Below are 17,914 nucleotides of genomic sequence, written 5' to 3'. Positions count from 1 at the left end.
GTCAACATCAGTCGTCAAGAACTACCAACGAGCACAACATCGAAGGAACGGGAACTTCGCCAGGTACCCGTGCGCTTGCTTACAGTGGCAGGTCTGGCAGAAAGTCCAGTACCGCGATCGAAGGGACGTACATGCCCATGGGTCACACGGCCACCGCACAGGCCGGCTCCGGCGGCCTGACAGCGACCGAGCACCGTCTGGCCAATGGCCTGCGCGTGGTGCTCTCCGAAGACCACCTGACCCCGGTCGCCGCAGTCTGCCTCTGGTACGACGTCGGCTCCCGACACGAGGTGGAGGGGCGCACCGGTCTCGCGCACCTCTTCGAGCACCTGATGTTCCAGGGCTCGAAGCAGGTCAAGGGGAACGGCCACTTCGAACTCGTCCAAGGCGCGGGCGGGTCGCTCAACGGCACGACGAGTTTCGAGCGCACCAACTACTTCGAGACCATGCCGACCCACCAGCTGGAGCTCGCCCTCTGGCTCGAAGCCGACCGGATGGGCTCGCTGCTCGCCGCGCTCGACGAAGAGTCCATGGAGAACCAGCGGGACGTCGTCAAGAACGAGCGCCGCCAGCGGTACGACAACGTCCCGTACGGCACCGCGTTCGAGCGGCTCACCGCGCTCGCCTACCCGGAGGGCCACCCGTACCACCACACGCCGATCGGCTCCATGGCGGACCTGGACGCGGCGACGCTGGAGGACGCCCAGGCGTTCTTCCGTACGTACTACGCGCCCAACAACGCGGTGCTCTCGGTGGTCGGTGACATCGACCCCGAGGAGACCCTCGCCTGGATCGAGAAGTACTTCGGCTCCATTCCGTCCCACGACGGGAAGAAGCCCCCGCGCGACGGCTCCCTCCCCGGCACCATCGGCGGGCAGCTGCGCGAAGTGGTCCACGAGGAGGTCCCGGCCCGCGCGCTGATGGCCGCGTACCGGCTGCCGCACGACGGCACCCGTGAGGCGGACGCCGCCGACCTGGCCCTGACCGTCCTCGGCGGCGGCGAGTCGTCCCGGCTGCACAACCGCCTGGTCCGCCGCGACCGTACGGCGGTGGCCGCCGGATTCGGGCTGCTGCGGCTGGCCGGAGCGCCCTCGCTGGGCTGGCTGGACGTCAAGACGTCCGGCGGCGTGGAGGTCGAGAGCATCGAGACCGCGGTCGACGAGGAGCTGGAGCGGTTTGCCGCCGAGGGCCCGACGCCCGAGGAAATGGAGCGCGCGCAGGCCCAGTTGGAGCGCGAGTGGCTCGACCGTCTCGGTACGGTCTCCGGCCGCGCCGACGAACTCTGCCGCTTCGCGGTGCTGTTCGGCGACCCGCAGCTCGCGCTGACGGCCGTCGGGCGCGTCCTCGACATCACCGCCGACGAGGTACGGGCGGTCGCCGCGGCCACGCTGCGCCCCGACAACCGTGCCGTACTGGTCTACGAACCGGTCGAACCGGCCGAGCCGGACGACGGGACCGCTGCCGAGGACGGCGCGGACACCGACGCCGACGAGGAGGCCGGCAAGTGAGCGACGCCGCCGTGACTGGAGTAGCCATGGACTTCCACCCGCAGCCCACCCCGGGAACCGCACGCCCCTGGGCGTTCCCGGCACCCGAGCGCGGCACCCTGCCCAACGGGCTGACCGTGCTCCGCAGCCACCGCCCCGGCCAGCAGGTCGTCGCGGTCGAGATCCACCTCGAAGCGCCGCTCGACGCGGAACCCGAGGGCCTGGACGGCGTCGCCACCATCATGGCGCGCGCCCTCTCCGAGGGAACCGACAAGCGCAGCGCCGAGGAGTTCGCCGCCGAGCTGGAGCGCTGCGGCGCCACGCTCGACGCGCACGCCGACCATCCCGGCGTCCGGGTCTCGCTGGAGGTGCCCGCCTCCCGGCTGGCCAAGGCGCTCGGCCTGGTCGCCGAGGCGCTGCGGGCCCCCGCCTTCGCCGACAGCGAGATCGAGCGCCTGGTGGGCAACCGCCTGGACGAGATCCCGCACGAGCAGGCCAACCCCGCGCGCCGCGCGGCCAAGCAGCTCTCCAAGGAACTGTTCCCGGCCACCGCCCGGATGTCGCGCCCGCGTCTGGGCACCGAGGACACCGTGCGGCGGATCGACGCCGCCGCCGTCCGCGCCTTCTACGACGCCCACGTCCGCCCCGCCACGGCGGTCGCGGTCGTCGTCGGCGACCTCACCGGCATCGACCTGGACGCCCTCCTCGCCGACACCCTCGGCGACTGGTCGGGCAACGCCGGCAGCCCCCGCCCGGTGGCGCCGATCACCGCGGACGACACCGGACGCGTGGTCATCGTCAACCGTCCGGGAGCCGTGCAGACGCAGCTGCTCATCGGCCGCATCGGCGCGGACCGGCACGACAGTGTCTGGCCCGCCCAGGTCCTCGGGACGTACTGCCTCGGCGGCACGCTCACCTCGCGGCTCGACCGGGTCCTGCGCGAGGAGAAGGGCTACACCTACGGCGTACGCGCGTTCGCCCAGGTGCTCCGCTCCACCGCAGGCGGTCCGGACTCCGGCCCGGCCGGTGCGGCGATGCTGGCCATCAGCGGCTCGGTGGACACCGAGTCCACGGGCCCCGCGCTCGACGACCTCTGGAAGGTCCTGCGGACCCTCGCGGCGGACGGGCTGACGGACGCCGAGCGCGAGACCGCCGTGCAGAACCTCGTGGGGGTCGCCCCGCTGAAGTTCGAGACGGCCGCCTCGGTCGCGGCGACCCTCGCCGACCAGGTCGAGCAGCAGTTGCCCGACGACTTCCAGGCCCACCTGTACGCCCGGCTCGCCGAGACCGGCACGGTCGAGGCGACCGCCGCGGTGGTCAACGCCTTCCCGGTGGACCGGCTGGTGACGATCCTGGTGGGCGACGCGTCGCAGATCGCCGAGCCCGTCCGCGCCCTGGACATCGGCGATGTGACGATCGTGAACGGCTGACCGGCCGTCAACCACACGACCGGGCAGGCCCGGCAGCGCGGCCCCGGCGGGGAGATCTCGCCGGGGCCGCGCTGTTTGTCCCCTTTGCCGGAAGCGTGCCTGTCTGCCCTGTGGGATGCGCTACAAAACCCACTGTCCGTTTGGTGATCGAAAGCGCCGCGGCCTAGCGTCGATCCGGCTGTCCGCCGACTGTGTGCCGCACTCGCGGTGCCGGACAGTCATCGCCGAGTCCCCGTCAGGCGCGAGCCTGGGGAGCCGGGGACCCGTGAAGTCCCTGGGGTGAATCGGGCACCCGCGTCTCGTGAGAGGCGCGAACGCCCGTAGGAGACCTTCCTGCTCCGAACCCGTCAGCTAACCCGGTAGGCGAGAAGGAAGGAAAGGACCCGCCCCTTCATGGCGTTCACCCGTGCCACCGGGACCCATCGTGCCCCGGGCCGTCTGACGCGCACCACCGCCCGGTTCGCCGGCGTCGCCGCCCTCGCCGCGACCGGCGTCGTCGCTGCGACCGCCTCCCCGGCCCTCGCCGCCGGTTCGCCCGTCCCGTCGCCCCGTACGACCGGCCTCATCGAGGCCGTGACGCTCGGCGACTCCATCGCGGACCGGATCGCCGACCAGGCGGAGGCCCAGCACCGTGTGGCCGAGGCCAGGGCGAAGGCCGAAGCGAAGGCCAAGGCCGAGGCCGCCGTACGAGTCAGGGAAGCCCGTGAGGCGAAGGCGCGCGCCGCGCGCGCCGCCGAGCGCAAGCGGCTGAACTCCTTCCACCTGCCCATCGCGGGCTCGTACATCAGTACCGGTTACCAGTCGAGCGGCTCCCTGTGGTCCTCCGGCAGCCACTCCGGCGTCGACTTCCATGCCGCCACGGGTACCCCCGTCCTCGCCGTGGGCGCGGGCACGGTCGTCGAAGCCGGCTGGGGCGGCGCGTACGGCAACAACATCGTGCTGCGGATGGCGGACGGCACGTACACCCAGTACGGCCACCTCTCCTCGATCGGCGTCCAGGCCGGCCAACGCGTCTCGTCGGGGGAGCGGATCGGCCTCTCCGGCGCCACCGGCAACGCGACCGGCCCGCACCTGCACTTCGAGGCACGCACCGGACCGGAGTACGGCTCCGACATGGACCCCGTGGCGTATCTGCGGGCCCACGGCCTCACGGTCTGACCCGCGCGTCACGGTCTGACCCGCGCGGCCCCGGACGTCCAGCCCCGGACGTCCAGCCCCGGACGTCCAGCCCCGGGTCCGCGTCGTCCGACCGCTGCAGAACACCTCCGGCCGCCCCCCGATCACCCCGAAGCCCCGGCCCCGTGCCGGGGCTTCGGCATATCACCCGAAACCCTCCGGCCCGCCGGCTCCGCAGGCAAAAGATATGTGCGAATTCCGGTACGCCATCGGAAATTCACTCAGATTGCAATAGAGTCACGGTGCAGGCTTCGATCGGCCGCGTTTCGCGGGGATTAAGGCGGAGGTTCGGACATGCGCATTCCCGCGCACTCGGTATGCACGGCAATCCGTGAGGACATCGTCTCGGGCGTCTTCGAGCGCGGCAGCCGCCTCACCGAGGAGCTTCTGGCGCGGCGCTACGGCGTCTCGCGCGTGCCGGTGCGCGAGGCGCTGCGGACCCTGGAGTCCGAGGGGTTCGTGGTCACCCGCAGACACGCCGGCGCCTGTGTCGCCGAGCCGACGGAGCAGGAGGCGGCCGACCTCCTGGAGGTGAAGCTCCTGCTGGAGCCGCTGGGCGCGGCACGGGCCGCGCAGCGTCGTACCGACGCGCATCTCAAGGTGCTGCGCGGCCTGGTCAAGCTGGGGCAGGAGCGAGCCCGCCGGGGTGAGGGGGAGGACCTGCGCTCGCTGGGCGGCTGGTTCCACGAGACGCTCGCCCAGGCGTCGGGCAGCCCCGGTCTCATCGCGCTGCTGACCCAGCTACGGCACAAGATCACCTGGATGTACGCCATCGAGCAGCCGGTCCGACCCGTCGAGTCGTGGGCCGAACACGGCGCCCTCGTGGACGCGGTGGCCCGGGGTGACGCGGAGCGCGCCAGGGGCCTGGCCACGTTGCACGCGGAGCGTTCACTGGCCGCGCACCGGCCGCGCCGCCCGGTCCGAGCGGTGAAACAGTCCCGGGTGAGCACTTCGCAACATCCCGTAAACACCTCGGGTGCCCGTCATTAACAAAGTCGCCGTATACAAAGAGAGAAGCGAATTGGTTGGGCATTCTCAGTGTGCCGGAATTACCATCGTCCCGGCTCCCGTGAGAAATGGCCGAGACGAAACCCGGCTGCAAACGGCTGGGCCGCCCCGTCCGTGAAGGACGGCGCGGCCCGGCCGAGCGAAGAATTCCGTCATGGAGTCCGGCGGAAGGGGGTGTCAGACCGTTTCCGGAAGCTCGTCGAGCCCTTCGGAGACCAGCTTCGCCAGACGGTCCAGTGCGGCGTCCGCGCCCTCCGCCTCGGAGGCGAGCACGATCTCCTCGCCGCCCTCCGCTCCCAGTCCCAGGACCGCGAGCATCGACGCGGCGTTGACCGGGCTGCCGTCCGCCTTGGCGATCGTCACCGGAACCCCGGAGGCCGTGGCGGCGCGGACGAAGATGGAAGCGGGGCGGGCGTGCAGGCCTTCGGCCCATCCGACGTTGACGCGGCGCTCAACCATGGTTCTGCCCTTCGTGGATCTGCGATGTCCTGACCAGTAATTGATTTGTCTAGACCATTGTGGCATGGGGGTGTGGACCTGCGTACCCTCCCGCCGACGGACGTCGCCCGGTGGGCTTCCCAGCCTGCCCCGGCGCCGAATCCGCCGCGACCCGTGCCCGGCGCGGTGATGCCCTTGCTCGCCCGGACCGGCCGGTCCGGCGGTCGTGCCGCCGTACGCTCCGGGCACTCGCGGCGCCCGCAGCGAACCCGCCCCGGGTGCCGGACGGTCGTACGCTTTCCCCATGCAGCCCACGCCGGAGCAGAGTCCGCATCACGCGTACCCCGACCACTGGGAGGCAGACGTGGTGCTGCGGGACGGCGGCACCGCCCGGATCGGCCCCATCACTCCGGACGACGCCGGACGGCTGGTCAGCTTCTTCGAGCAGGTCTCCGACGAGTCGAAGTACTACCGCTTCTTCGCGCCCTACCCCCGGCTCTCCGACCGGGACGTCCACCGCTTCACCCACCACGACTACGTCGACCGGGTGGGGCTGGCGGCCACGGTGGGAGGGGAGTTCATCGCCACCGTCCGTTACGACCGGATCGACGACCGGGGACGGCCCGCCTCCGCGCCCGCCGACGAGGCCGAGGTCGCCTTCCTGGTCCAGGACTCCCACCAGGGCCGCGGCGTCGCCTCGGTGCTGCTCGAACACATCGCCGCGGTCGCCCGGGAGCGCGGCATCCGCCGCTTCGCCGCCGAGGTGCTGCCCGCCAACACCAAGATGATCAAGGTCTTCCGGGACGCCGGCTACACCCAGCAGCGGAGCTTCGAGGACGGGGCGGTCCACCTCACCCTCGACATCGAACCGACCGCTGAGTCGCTCGCCGTGCAGCGCGCCCGCGAACAGCGCGCCGAAGCCCGTTCCGTCCAGCGGCTCCTGGCCCCCGCTTCGGTGGCCGTCGTCGGTACCGGCCGCGCTCCCGGCGGGGTGGGCCGGACCGTGCTCCGCAACCTCCTGCACTCCGGCTTCACCGGCCGCCTGTACGCCGTCAACCACGCGTTCGCCCCTGATCAGGACGGCGTCGACGGGGTCCCCGCGCACCGCTCGGTGGGTGCCATCGGCGAGCCGGTCGACCTCGTGGTCGTCGCCGTACCCGCTGAACGGGTCCCCGAAGTCGTCGCCGACTGCGGGGAGCACGGGGTGCGGGGCCTGGTCGTCCTGACCGCCGATTACGCCGAGCGGGGAGCCGAGGGCCGCGACCGCCAGCGCGCGCTCCTGCGCCAGGCCCGCTCCTACGGCATGCGCGTCATCGGGCCGAACGCGTTCGGCATCATCAACACCTCCGGCGCCGTCCGGATGAACGCCTCGCTCGCCCCGGAATCGCCCGCGCCGGGCCGCATCGGTCTCTTCACCCAGTCCGGCGCCATCGGCATCGCCCTCCTCTCCGGTCTACACCGGCGCGGTGCGGCGCTCTCCACCTTCATCTCCGCCGGGAACCGCGCCGACATCTCCGGCAACGACTTCCTCCAGTACTGGTTCGACGACCCCGAGACCGACGTCGCCCTGCTCTACCTGGAGTCGCTCGGCAATCCCCGCAAGTTCACCCGGCTCGCCCGCCGCACCGCCGCCGTCAAACCCGTCGTGGTGGTCAAGGGCGCCCGGCACAGCGGCGCCACCCCGCCCGGCCACGCCGTGCCCGTCAGCCGCATCCCCGACGCCACGGTCTCCGCGCTGATGCGGCAGGCCGGGGTGATCAGGGTGGACACGGTGACCGAGATGATCGACGCGGCCCTCCTCCTCGCCGACCAGCCGCTGCCGGCCGGCCCCCGGGTGGCGATCCTCGGCAACTCGGAATCGCTCGGCCTGCTCACGTACGACGCCTGCCTCACGGAAGGGCTCCGCCCCCGGCCGCCCCGTGACCTGACCACGGCGGCCGGACCCGCGGACTTCCGCGCGGCCCTCGCCGAGGCGCTCGCCGACCCGACGTGCGACGCGGTGATCGTGACCGCGATCCCGCTGGTCGGGGTCGAGGGGGAGACGCAGAGCGGCGACGGTGAGGTGCTGGCGGCAGCCCTGCACGAGGCGGTGGCGGAGCGTACCGACGGCCCCGCCAAGCCGGTGGCCGTCGTACACCTGGAGATCGGCGGCCTCGCCCAGGCCCTGGCCGCCACGGCGGGTACGCGCCCGGCCGGGACGGGTCCGGCCTCGCAGGACGTCCCGGTGACGGGCCCGCCCACGGAAACGCCCACGCCGGACGCCCCGGTGACGAGCCCGCCCACGCAGGACGCCCCCGTGACGGGCCCGCTCGCGAAGACCCCCACGAAACCTTCCGCGGAAACGCCCGTGAAGACCGCTCCCGCACCGCCGTCACCCGCCGGGGCGCCCACGGAACCCGGGGCCCACACCCCGGCCCCCACCGGCCGCATCCCCGCCTATCCGGCCGCCGAACGGGCCGTCCGCGCGTTGAGCGAGTCGGTCAAGTACGCCCAGTGGCGCCGCCAGGCCGCCGTGCCTGGCCGGGTGCCCGAGTTCCTGGACGACACCATCGACGAACCCGGCACCGCCGCGCTCATCGACGCGCTGCTCGGCCCGGCCCCCGATCCGCGCGGCCGGCCGCTCGGACACGACGAAGCCCGCGAGCTGCTCGGCGGCTACGGCATCGGCGTACGGGCGACGCTCCCCGCCCCCGACCCGGACGCTGCCGTGGCCGCCGCCGCGCGACTCGGCTGGCCGGTCGCCCTCAAGACCACCGCACCCCATCTGCGCCACCGCGCCGACCTGGGCGGCGTCCGCCTCGACCTCGCCGGGGAGGACGCCCTGCGACGGGCGTACGGCGAACTCACCGAACTCCTCGGCAAGGCCGCCGAACTCCAGCCCGTCGTGCAGTCCATGGCACCCCGGGGCGTCGACACCGTGGTGCGGGCCACGATCGACGCCGCCGCGGGTGCCGTCCTCTCCTTCGGCCTCGCGGGCACCCCCTCCGAACTCCTCGGGGACATCGCCCACCGGCTGGTTCCGGCCACCGACCGGGACGCCGCGGAACTGATCCGCTCCATCCGCGCGGCTCCCGTGCTCTTCGGCTGGCGCGGCTCCTCGCCCGTGGACACCCGGGCACTCGAAGAACTGCTGCTCCGGGTCTCCCGCCTGGTCGACGACCATCCCGAGGTGGTGTCCGTCACCCTGGAACCCGTCGTGGTGGCCACGCAGGGGCTTACCGTCCTCGGCGCGAGCGTCCGACTCGCCCCGCCGCCCGCACGGACCGACCTCGGACCCCGCCGGCTGCCGAACTACTGACCGGGCCCGCCCCTCCCATGGAGTCCCCGGCGGTCACCGGGGCCCGTAAGATGGGGGTCATGGCAAAGACCGGTACGACGACCCAGGGGCTGCGCGCGGCGATCGAGCGCAGCGGCTACTACCCGGCCCTCGTGGCCGAGGCGGTGGAGGCCGCCGTCGGCGGGGAGCCGGTCGCCTCGTACCTCGTGCACCAGGAGACGACCTTCGACTCCAACGAGGTCCGGCGCCATGCCACGGTCCTGGTCCTGACGGACACCCGCTTCATCGTCAGCCACACCGACGAGCAGACCTCCGAGACCGAGTCGCCGACGCCGTACGCGACCACCTCCACGGAGTCCGTGCACCTCGGCCGGATCTCGTCCGTCGTGGTGAGCCGCGTGGTGGCGGACCCCGAGAAGTACGTGGCCGGTTCACTGCCCCGCGAGGTCGTCCTCACCATCGGCTGGGGCGCGGTCTCCCGCATCGACCTGGAACCGGCCGCCTGCGGTGACCCCGACTGCGACGCCGACCACGGCTACACCGGCAGCTCCACCGCCGACGACCTCAGCCTGCGGGTCAGCGAGGCCGGCGACGGCCCGGACACCGTACGGCAGACGCTCGCCTTCGCCCAGGCACTCAGTGAAGCCACGGCGGCCACCGCGTCCTCGGCCGCGAACGCGGCGACCAACCGCTGATGGTCCAGCCCGCCTGGCAGGACCCCGTGCTGCTCCCCCTCGACACCGCCCCCGTACCCGAGTACGGCACCGGGTCCCTCGCGGATCTGCTGCCGACCCTCGTCGCGGGGCAGGAGGTGCCCGGCTTCACCGCCTCGATCCCGGAACTCACCCCGGCCGACCGCAACTGCGTCTTCCTGATCGACGGCCTCGGCTGGGAGCAGATCAAGGCGCATCCGGACGAAGCCCCGTTCCTGTACTCCCTGCTGCCCACCTCGCGCGGCGGCACCGGCCGTCCGATCACGGCCGGCTTCCCCGCCACGACGGCGACCTCCCTCGCCTCGGTCGGTACGGGCCTGCCGCCCGGGAAGCACGGGCTGCCCGGGTACACCGTGCGCGATCCGGCCACCGGCGGGCTGATGAACCAGCTCCGTTGGAAGCCCTGGACCTCGCCGAAGGCGTGGCAGCCGTACCCCACCGTCTTCGGCCTCGCCGACGCGGCGGGGGTGCGTACGGCCCAGGTCTCGGCGCCCGCCTTCGAGCAGACGCCGCTGACCAAGGTCGCGCTCAGCGGAGGCTCTTTCCTCGGGCGCCTCGCCGGCGAGGAACGTATGGACGTCGCGGCGGAGCGGCTGGCCGCGGGGGACCGCTCGCTGGTCTACACGTACTACAGCGAGGTGGACGGTGCGGGCCACCGCTTCGGTACCGACTCCGATGCCTGGCGTGGGCAGTTGATGTACGTCGACGGCCTCGCCCGGCGTCTCGCCGAGCAGCTGCCGCCCCGCTCGGCCCTCTACATCACCGCCGACCACGGCATGATCGACATCCCGTTCGACGAGCAGTCCCGCATCGACTTCGACGAGGACTGGGAGCTGCGCGCGGGCGTCGCCCTGCTGGGCGGGGAGGGCCGTGCCCGTCATGTCTACGCCGTGCCCGGAGCCCAGGCCGACGTGCTGACCGTCTGGCAGGAAGTGCTCGGCGAACAGTTCTGGGTGGCGAGCCGGGACGAGGCGATCGCCGCCGGCTGGTTCGGCCCCGAGGTGGACGAACGCGTGTACGGCCGCATCGGTGACGTGGTCGCCGCCGCCCACGACGACGTGGTGATCACCGCTTCGTCCAACGAGCCGCACGAGTCCGCGATGGTCGGGATGCACGGTTCGCTGACCCCGGTCGAGCAGCTCGTCCCCCTTCTCGAAGTACGCACCTGACGCTGCCGCCCCACCGGCGCGTCCCCCCCTGCCACCCCCATGTCGAAAGGCGTCCGACCTCTCATGCCCGAGCTTGTGTTCTTCTCCGGAACGATGGACTGCGGAAAGAGCACGCTGGCCCTGCAGATCGGTCACAACAGGTCCGCGCGCGGGCTCCAGGGCGTGATCTTCACCCGCGACGACCGGGCGGGACAGGGGAAGCTCTCCTCGCGGCTGGGGCTGGTGACGGAGGCCGTCGAGGCCGCCGACGGCATGGATCTCTACGCGTACGTCGTGAACCGGCTGTCCCAGGGCGGCAAGGCGGACTACGTGATCGTGGACGAGGCGCAGTTCCTGGCCCCGGGGCAGATCGACCAGCTCGCCCGGATCGTGGACGACCTCGGGATGGACGTCTTCGCTTTCGGGATCACCACCGACTTCCGTACGAAGCTCTTCCCGGGCTCGCAGCGGCTGATCGAGCTGGCCGACCGTCTCGAACACCTCCAGGTGGAAGCCCTGTGCTGGTGCGGCGCCCGCGCCACGCACAACGCCCGCACGGTGGGAGGGGAGATGGTCGTCGAGGGCGAACAGGTCGTGGTCGGTGACGTCAACCGCCCGGCCAAGGAGGTCGGTTACGAGGTGCTGTGCCGTCGTCACCACCGGCGCCGCGCCACCTCCTCCACCGCCCACGCGGGCGCCCTGTCGCCGGACGTCCTTCCGGTGAACCAGGCCTGACGGTTCGTCGTTCCGGTGGCGAGCGCCGCCGGTCGTTCCGCTCGGCGGCCCGCTGACGCGGCTCACGGGTTGCCGATGTGCGTCACCCCGGTCCCGGCGGGATGCGAGGGTCACTGCGAACACCTCCGGCACCGCGCCCCTGACCGGCACCGCCCGTAGGGGCCCTGCGGCGAGCGCGTGACCCTGACGTCCCGGTCAGGGCCGCCGTGCGACCGCCCCACGGGCCGCAGCCCGCACTCCCTCCGCTCAGGTTCCCCTCCGCCCTGACCCCTTCCCGCCGGTCGGAGCCGGTTCGCGCGCCGCGCGTTCCTTGATCCCGTTCCCTGCAAGCACACCTTGCGCGCCGCACAGGGGTTGGCCGGGCCGGACGCGCGTTACGTTGTGCGCCGCCGCCGGACGTCCGGGGCTTCCGAGCGACCGCGCCGGCTCCTCCGGCATGTCCGTACGGCGACCCCGGCATGCCTTCGCCCGGGTGCGTACGGCGACCCTGCGGGCCGTTCGTAGCCCCGGGCCGGCCGCGTGAACGATCAGACCCTCGTGTGATCCGCCCACCGCAGACAAGGCCGATTCATGACTTCTTCGCCGCGCAGTGTCCCCGGGCGGCTGGCCGCCGCAGCCGCCCTGGTCTCCCTGCTCGCCGGGTGTTCCTCGTCCGACGACAGCGCGGGCGGGGACGACGGCTCGACGACGATCGGCTTCGTCAACGGAGCCGCCACCGTCTTCCACACCTGTCTGCAGCAGGCGATGGAACGTTCCGCGAAATCCCGGGGTGCTCACCTCGTCGTCGCCAACTCGCGGCAGAACCCGGTCACCGAACTCTCCAACATAGAAGACCTGATCGCGCGGGGCGTGGACGAGCTGATCGTCCAGACCGTCGACGTGGACACCCTCGACGTGGACGTGGCCAAGGCGCGGGCAGCCGGCATCCCGATCTTCCTCACCTCGGTGAACGTGGAAGACCTCTCGGGGGTGCTCGGCGCGGTGGTCGTGGACCTCGGCCGGCTCGGCGCACTCGACGCGGGCTGGGTGGAACAGGACGCGGCGGGGCGGAGCGTCAAGGTCGGAGTGATCGCCGGAGCTCCCGGCGCGGCTTCGGACCTGATGGTCGCCGGGTTCGAGCAGGCCCTTCCGGCGAACGCGAAGATGGTCTCGGAGCTTCCCGGGATGTTCGATCCGGCCAAGGCCCGTGAGTCGGCGCAGGACATGATCGAGGCCCACCCCGACCTCGACTACGCGTTCGTGGCGAACGAGGAGATGGCCCTGGGCGCCCGACAGGTCTTCGACGCGGCCGGTGCTCACGTCAAGATCGTCACCGTCAACGGCACCGACGAGGGGCTCAAGGCGGTCAAGGACGGACGTCTCTCCGCCACGGTGGCCAACTCCGCTTCGAACCTCGGTCAGTTGGCCGTAGGGAACAGCCTCGGGCTGATGGCGGGAAGCTCCGTCGAGAAGGTCACCTCCGCACCGATCCTGCTGGTCACCCGGGACAACGTCGACGAGGCGCCCGCGTACTGTTCCTGACGGCCCGGGGCGTGGCCACGACGGGGCGTCCGCCCGCCCCTCTTCCCGCTCCCGGATGCCGAGAATCCGGCGTTCGGAGTTCCGCGATGTCGAGAATCCGGCTATGGGCCCTGCCGACTGGCACCGGTGCGGCCCTTGTCCGCATAGTTCCGTCTGGCATCGAAAGACAGCGGCGGGCACCCGCCGCGGAGGAGCTCTCCGTGAACAGCACACCCCCAACCGTCGGCCCCGCCCCCGACCGGCGCGCGGCCACCTTGGTCATGGCCTGCATAGGCGTGTTCGTGGCCTATTTCCCGATCACCACAGTGTCGGTGAGCCTCCCCGTCATCCAGGAAGCTCTCGGCGCCTCCACCTCGGACCTCTCGTGGGTCTCGGACGCCTTCGTCCTGCCGGTGGCCGCTCTGATCCTGACCGCCGGAGTCTTCGGCGACGTACACGGGCGCAAGAAGGTCTTCCAGGCAGGGCTCGCCCTCTGTGCCGCCGGCGCCACCGTCTCACTCTGCGCCCAGTCGATCACCATGATCTGGATCGGACAGGCGCTCTCCGGAGCCGGCGCCGCAGCACTGTTGCCGATGACCCTCGCGCTCATCAGCCACGTCGTCCCCGACCACCGCGAGCGCGGCAAGTTCATCGGCCTGTGGACGACCTTCCTCATGGGGGCGCTCGCCGTCGGCCCGCTGATCGCCGGCACGATCACCGCCCACGCGGACTGGCGGTGGATCTTCCTCCTGCCCATCCCGCTCTCCCTCGCGGCGATGGCCGCCGGTGCGCGGTTGCTCGACGAATCCCGGTCGCCCTACCCCCGCAAGCTCGACTGGCCCGGTCAGATCACCGCGGCAGTGGCCATCACGGCCCTGGTCTACGGGGTCATCGAAGGCGGAGCCTCCTCCTTCACCGAGCCGCAGGTCCTCGCGGCCCTGGCGATCGCGGTGATCTGCGGAATCGCCTTCGTGCTGGCCGAACGCCGCAGCGACAGCCCGATGCTGGATCTGCGCATCTTCCGCAGCCCGGCCTTCACCGGCTCCACGCTGGTCGTCATGATCAGCTTTCTGGGGCTGATCGGCTTCTTCTTCGTGCTCAGCCTCTACTTCGGCATGGTGCAGCAACTCACCACCCTGGAGGCGGGACTGCGCCTCCTCATGGTCACGGTGATGCCGCTCATCCTGGGCGCCGTCTTCGGCCGGCTCGCCCAGCGGCTCTCGGCCCGACTCCTGATCGCCGGTGGGCTCCTGATCGCCACGGTGGGGCTCTGCACGCTGACCACCATCGGCATCGACACCTCCTTCGCCTCGCTGGCCTGGCGGCTCGCCCTGCTCGGCACCGGCCTCGGCATCGCCTTCCCCTGCATCACCGCGACCGCCGTGGGCTCCGTACCGCCTCACCAGGCCGGCATGGCGGCGGCGGGCAACAACGCCTTCCGGCAGGTCGGCGCGGCTCTCGGCCCCGCCATCCTGGGTGCGCTCCTGACCACGAAGGCCGTCGGCGCCCTCCCCGGGCACCTGGCCGGCCAAGGGCTCACGGGGGCGGCCGGCGAGCGCATCACCGCGGCCGTCGATCGCGGCGGCCTCGAGGCCGTCGCCGGGATGCCGCTGGGCGCCGACACGGGGCGCGCCCTCCACGCACTGTCGCTCGCCTTCGTGGACGGCCTCCACCTCTGCCTCGTCGTATCGGCCGTTCTCATGCTGTGCGGCGCGATCGTCGCGGCCGTCACCCTGCGCCCCCGCGGTACCGCGCCCTCCGTCCCCGCGGCGGGAAGCACCGGCCGCGTCCGGGACGACGACGCTGACGAGCGCACGGGCGCAACGTCCGCCGTGGGCATCGGCCCGGACCACGCCTGACGGACGGGCCACCGCAGCCGCCCCCCACCAGCACTTTCCGCACGAGCGGGCATGCTGGTGGGGGCGGCCGTCGTCGTACGGTCCGCACCCGCGCGGATGACGGACGTACGGTCCGCACACGCGCACCGGACGCACGGATCGGAGATGCACGGTGGCCCTGCCCGACGCCCTGGACCTCAAGGTGATGCAGGCCCTCCAACTGGACGGCCGGGCTTCCTTCGTGCAGATCGCCGACGTCCTCGGCGTCTCCGACAAGACTGTCGCGCGCCGCTTCGCGGGGCTGCGCCGCGACACCGGTTTCCGGGTGGTCGGGATGACCGACGAGACCAAGCTCGGGCGGTCCAGCTGGATCGTCCGGCTGCGCTGCACACCCGACGCCGCCGACCCGCTCGCCGCCGCGCTCGCCCGCCGCGCCGACACGTTCTACATCAGTCTCATGTCCGGCGGCACCGAGGTCATGTGCGCCATGCGACCGCGCACCCAGCGGGAACGCGACGAACTCCTGCTCGGGCGGCTGCCGCGCACCCCGCGCGTCGTCCAGGTCAGCGCCCACTGCGTACTGAATCAGTTCTACGGCGGCCCGCTGGACTGGCTGAGCAAGATCGACGCCCTGACCCCCGAGCAGGAGGACGCTCTGCGCCCCCGGCTCGGAGAGCCTCCCGCCGGGCCCGCCGGGCCCGTGACCCTCGACGCCGTGGACGACGCGCTGATCGGTGTGCTCCGCCGGGACGGCCGGGCGCCGATGGCCGAACTGCAGAGCAGGACCGGCCAGTCCGAAGCCGTGGTCAAGCGGCGGCTGGACCGGCTGCGCCGCAGCGGCGCCCTCTACTTCGACGTGGAGTACGACCACGAACCTCTCGGCCACGGCGTGGGGGCCATGCTCTGGCTCACCGTGGCGCCCGCCGATCTGGTCGCGGTGGGGAAGACCCTGGCGGCCCACCCCGAGGTACGGTTCGCGGCGGCGGTCAGTGGCCGGGCGAACGTCGTGGCCGCGGTCCAGTGCCGCACCACTCAGGAGTTGTACGCCTATCTGACGGATCGTATCGGTGCGACCCCCGGCGTCCAGAACGCCGAGACCGTGCTGACCCTGCGTCAGGTGAAGGTGCTGACGTACGATCCCCGCCGCTGACCCCGCGTCCGTCGCTGACCCGAGGCCCGCCCGGACTCTGTGCTCGCGCGGACTCTGTGCTCGCGCGGACTCCGTGCCCGCCCGGACTCCGTGCCCGCCCGCCGTTCAGCGCCCGTCGCTCCGCACGATGGTGAAGGCCGCGCCCTCCGGGTCCGATACCGTCGCCAGCCGGCCGCTCGTGCCCTCGCGCGGCGGCTGGAGGATGTGCCCGCCGAGTTCCACCACGCGGGCAGCCGCCGCATCGGTGTCGTCGACCTCGAAGTACGTCATCCAGTGCGGTCCACGGTCGCGCGGCAGGGCGTGCCCGACTCCGTGCAGGGCCGCCACCGGACGGCCGTCCAAGTGCAGTGTCTGGTAGTCGAAGTCGGCGGAGACGACCGCCTGGACCTCGTAACCGAACACCGCCTGGTAGAACTTGGCGACCGAGGACGTCTCCCGGGTGATCAGCTCGTTCCAGACCGGGGTGCCCGGCGCGCCCCAGATCCGCGTGCCCACGTGGCGGGCGGCCTGCCAGATACCGAAGACCGCTCCGTTCGGATCGGAGGCGATGGCCAGCCGGCCCGCCGGACCCGCGTCGAGAGGGCCGACCGCCACCGTGCCGCCGCAGGAACGGATCGTCTCGGCGGTGGCGTCCGCGTCGTCGGTCGCGAGGTACGTCGTCCAGGCGATCGGCAGATGGCGGTCCGGGGGCAACTGGCCGATACCCGCGATCTCCTCGCCCTGGAGCCTGCCGCGCACGTACGGACCGAGCTGCTCCGGGCCGGGCTTGAACTCCCATCCGAAGAGGGCGCCGTAGAATTCCTGGGTCGCGCTCAGGCCGTGCACGATCAGGCTCACCCAGCAGGGCGTGCCGGGAGTGCGCCGGGAGACAGCCTCGGTCATCGTCTTTCTCTCCTCGGACCATCGTGGTGGCCGTGCGGCAGATCGGGGGCGGTCCGCCGTCCAGGGGTGCGGTACGGCTCGTACGCCCCGCTCCGATGCTCGCACCACCCGGGCCCGGAGGCGCACCGGCCGCGCCGCGCGGCGCGCGTTCTCGGCAGAACCGGACCGAATTGTCCCGTACGGGCACCCGTGGCGCCCGCGTTCACGTGGGCGCCACACCTCGGGGCCGGTCGCTGCGCGAGGATGGCCCTCATGAAGCCCATCATCACCGCATCCGAATACGCGGGCGAGTCGGCGGGGCCCCGCCCGCCCGTGGTCCTCGACGTCCGCTGGCAGCTGGGCGGCCCGAACGGCCGGCCCGCCTACGAGGCCGGACACCTTCCCGGCGCCGTCTACGTGGACCTCGACAGTGAACTGGCCGGTCCGGCCGGAGCCGGCGGCGGCCGTCATCCGCTGCCCGACCCGGAGGGCTTCGGCGCCGCGATGCGCCGGGCGGGGGTTTCCGCGGACCGGCCGGTGGTGGTCTACGACGGCGGCCAGGGCTGGGCGGCGGCCCGTGCCTGGTGGCTGCTGCGCTGGGCGGGGCACGGGGACGTCCGGGTGCTGGACGGGGGGCTCGCGGCGTGGGACGGCGAGCTGTCCACCGACGCCCCGCGCCCCCGCGAGGGCGATTTCCGGCCGAAGCCCGGGGAGTTGCCGGTGCTCGACGCCGACGGCGCGGCGGCCCTGGCCCGTACCGGCGTGCTGCTCGACGCGCGCGCCGGTGAACGCTACCGGGGCGACGTCGAACCGATCGACCGGGTGGGCGGCCACATCCCGGGCGCCCTCTCGGCCCCGACCGGGGAGAACGTGGGCGAGGACGGGCGCTACCTGTCCGCCGCGCGGCTCGCCGACCGCTTCGCCGCGCTCGGTGCCACCGGCGACGGTGAGATCGGCGTCTACTGCGGCTCCGGTGTCTCCGGGGCCCACGAAGTACTCGCCCTGGAGATCGCCGGCCTGCGGGCGGCGCTGTACCCGGGCTCCTGGTCCGAGTGGTCCTCGGACGCGTCGCGTCCGGTCGCGACCGGACCGGACCCCCAGTAGGCACCGCCGCCGGCAGTCGGTGTCCGGAAACAGCCGTAGGGGCCCGCAC

The 17,914-nt window shown here is 72.4% G+C and carries 14 protein-coding genes and 1 riboswitch; of the genes, 12 read left to right on the top strand and 2 right to left on the bottom strand.

Features of this window, described 5'->3' with window-relative positions; genetic code table 11:
• Nucleotides 1-131 precede the first annotated feature (131 nt).
• The 4 genes from ACWD3D_RS04210 to ACWD3D_RS04195 all read left to right on the top strand — a co-directional run bounded on the left by ACWD3D_RS04210 (nucleotide 132) and on the right by ACWD3D_RS04195 (nucleotide 5,083).
• Nucleotides 132-1,508, top strand: coding sequence for a M16 family metallopeptidase (locus tag ACWD3D_RS04210; RefSeq protein WP_451459378.1), 1,377 nt, complete (start codon nucleotides 132-134; stop codon nucleotides 1,506-1,508).
• 26 nt (nucleotides 1,509-1,534) lie between these two features.
• Nucleotides 1,535-2,917, top strand: a complete 1,383-nt coding sequence (locus ACWD3D_RS04205; RefSeq protein ID WP_451459406.1) for a M16 family metallopeptidase — start codon at nucleotides 1,535-1,537, stop codon at nucleotides 2,915-2,917.
• Nucleotides 2,918-3,129: 212 nt separating this feature from the next.
• Nucleotides 3,130-3,297, top strand: a riboswitch (cyclic di-AMP (ydaO/yuaA leader).
• 13 nt (nucleotides 3,298-3,310) lie between these two features.
• A complete protein-coding gene (locus ACWD3D_RS04200; protein WP_451459377.1) occupies nucleotides 3,311-4,075 on the top strand; it encodes a M23 family metallopeptidase in 765 nt (254 codons plus the stop codon).
• Between the two features lie 312 nt (nucleotides 4,076-4,387).
• Entirely contained in the window at nucleotides 4,388-5,083 is a 696-nt protein-coding gene (locus ACWD3D_RS04195) for a GntR family transcriptional regulator (RefSeq protein ID WP_451459376.1), read from the top strand.
• 195 nt (nucleotides 5,084-5,278) lie between these two features.
• Here ACWD3D_RS04195 and ACWD3D_RS04190 read toward each other — a convergent pair whose 3' ends face one another.
• A complete protein-coding gene (locus ACWD3D_RS04190; RefSeq protein ID WP_266709927.1) occupies nucleotides 5,279-5,560 on the bottom strand; it encodes an HPr family phosphocarrier protein in 282 nt (93 codons plus the stop codon).
• A 283-nt stretch (nucleotides 5,561-5,843) separates the two neighbouring features.
• Here ACWD3D_RS04190 and ACWD3D_RS04185 point away from each other — a divergent pair, with 283 nt between their 5' ends.
• From ACWD3D_RS04185 to ACWD3D_RS04155, 7 genes are all read left to right on the top strand, one after another.
• Complete coding sequence (locus ACWD3D_RS04185; protein WP_451459375.1) at nucleotides 5,844-8,837, top strand: bifunctional acetate--CoA ligase family protein/GNAT family N-acetyltransferase; 2,994 nt, start codon at nucleotides 5,844-5,846, stop codon at nucleotides 8,835-8,837.
• A gap of 59 nt (nucleotides 8,838-8,896) precedes the next feature.
• Nucleotides 8,897-9,511: a DUF5998 family protein gene (locus tag ACWD3D_RS04180; protein ID WP_451459374.1), complete on the top strand. Its 615-nt coding sequence runs from the start codon at nucleotides 8,897-8,899 to the stop codon at nucleotides 9,509-9,511.
• Complete coding sequence (locus ACWD3D_RS04175; RefSeq protein WP_451459373.1) at nucleotides 9,511-10,698, top strand: alkaline phosphatase family protein; 1,188 nt, start codon at nucleotides 9,511-9,513, stop codon at nucleotides 10,696-10,698. The genes ACWD3D_RS04180 and ACWD3D_RS04175 overlap by 1 nt, the downstream gene beginning before the upstream one ends.
• A gap of 63 nt (nucleotides 10,699-10,761) precedes the next feature.
• Nucleotides 10,762-11,412, top strand: a complete 651-nt coding sequence (locus ACWD3D_RS04170) for a thymidine kinase (RefSeq protein WP_451459372.1) — start codon at nucleotides 10,762-10,764, stop codon at nucleotides 11,410-11,412.
• A gap of 570 nt (nucleotides 11,413-11,982) precedes the next feature.
• Nucleotides 11,983-12,933, top strand: coding sequence for a sugar ABC transporter substrate-binding protein (locus ACWD3D_RS04165; protein WP_451459371.1), 951 nt, complete (start codon nucleotides 11,983-11,985; stop codon nucleotides 12,931-12,933).
• A 260-nt stretch (nucleotides 12,934-13,193) separates the two neighbouring features.
• On the top strand, nucleotides 13,194-14,771 hold the full coding sequence (locus ACWD3D_RS04160; protein WP_451459405.1) for an MFS transporter: 1,578 nt from the start codon (nucleotides 13,194-13,196) through the stop codon (nucleotides 14,769-14,771).
• Between the two features lie 151 nt (nucleotides 14,772-14,922).
• On the top strand, nucleotides 14,923-15,900 hold the full coding sequence (locus ACWD3D_RS04155) for an Lrp/AsnC family transcriptional regulator (protein WP_451459370.1): 978 nt from the start codon (nucleotides 14,923-14,925) through the stop codon (nucleotides 15,898-15,900).
• A gap of 105 nt (nucleotides 15,901-16,005) precedes the next feature.
• On the opposite strand, the gene ACWD3D_RS04150 is transcribed toward ACWD3D_RS04155, so the two are convergent.
• Complete coding sequence (locus ACWD3D_RS04150) at nucleotides 16,006-16,782, bottom strand: VOC family protein (RefSeq protein ID WP_451459369.1); 777 nt, start codon at nucleotides 16,780-16,782, stop codon at nucleotides 16,006-16,008.
• 252 nt (nucleotides 16,783-17,034) lie between these two features.
• Between ACWD3D_RS04150 and ACWD3D_RS04145 the strand changes: the two genes are divergently transcribed.
• On the top strand, nucleotides 17,035-17,865 hold the full coding sequence (locus ACWD3D_RS04145; RefSeq protein ID WP_451459368.1) for a sulfurtransferase: 831 nt from the start codon (nucleotides 17,035-17,037) through the stop codon (nucleotides 17,863-17,865).
• Nucleotides 17,866-17,914: the final 49 nt, after the last annotated feature.

Source organism: Streptomyces sp. NPDC002690 (genome assembly GCF_053592415.1).
Note: the sequence above shows the minus strand (reverse complement) of the source record. Positions and strands in the feature narration are given on the sequence as shown.

What these genes read in the sequence shown, in the direction of transcription:
- ACWD3D_RS04210 (WP_451459378.1), top strand. Translation starts at nt 132, where the DNA reads ATGCCCATGGGTCACACGGCCACCGCACAGGCCGGCTCCGGCGGCCTG.
- ACWD3D_RS04205 (WP_451459406.1), top strand. Translation starts at nt 1,535, where the DNA reads ATGGACTTCCACCCGCAGCCCACCCCGGGAACCGCACGCCCCTGGGCG.
- ACWD3D_RS04200 (WP_451459377.1), top strand. Translation starts at nt 3,311, where the DNA reads ATGGCGTTCACCCGTGCCACCGGGACCCATCGTGCCCCGGGCCGTCTG.
- ACWD3D_RS04195 (WP_451459376.1), top strand. Translation starts at nt 4,388, where the DNA reads ATGCGCATTCCCGCGCACTCGGTATGCACGGCAATCCGTGAGGACATC.
- ACWD3D_RS04190 (WP_266709927.1), bottom strand. Translation starts at nt 5,560, where the DNA reads ATGGTTGAGCGCCGCGTCAACGTCGGATGGGCCGAAGGCCTGCACGCC.
- ACWD3D_RS04185 (WP_451459375.1), top strand. Translation starts at nt 5,844, where the DNA reads ATGCAGCCCACGCCGGAGCAGAGTCCGCATCACGCGTACCCCGACCAC.
- ACWD3D_RS04180 (WP_451459374.1), top strand. Translation starts at nt 8,897, where the DNA reads ATGGCAAAGACCGGTACGACGACCCAGGGGCTGCGCGCGGCGATCGAG.
- ACWD3D_RS04175 (WP_451459373.1), top strand. Translation starts at nt 9,511, where the DNA reads ATGGTCCAGCCCGCCTGGCAGGACCCCGTGCTGCTCCCCCTCGACACC.
- ACWD3D_RS04170 (WP_451459372.1), top strand. Translation starts at nt 10,762, where the DNA reads ATGCCCGAGCTTGTGTTCTTCTCCGGAACGATGGACTGCGGAAAGAGC.
- ACWD3D_RS04165 (WP_451459371.1), top strand. Translation starts at nt 11,983, where the DNA reads ATGACTTCTTCGCCGCGCAGTGTCCCCGGGCGGCTGGCCGCCGCAGCC.
- ACWD3D_RS04160 (WP_451459405.1), top strand. Translation starts at nt 13,194, where the DNA reads ATGGCCTGCATAGGCGTGTTCGTGGCCTATTTCCCGATCACCACAGTG.
- ACWD3D_RS04150 (WP_451459369.1), bottom strand. Translation starts at nt 16,782, where the DNA reads ATGACCGAGGCTGTCTCCCGGCGCACTCCCGGCACGCCCTGCTGGGTG.
- ACWD3D_RS04145 (WP_451459368.1), top strand. Translation starts at nt 17,035, where the DNA reads ATGAAGCCCATCATCACCGCATCCGAATACGCGGGCGAGTCGGCGGGG.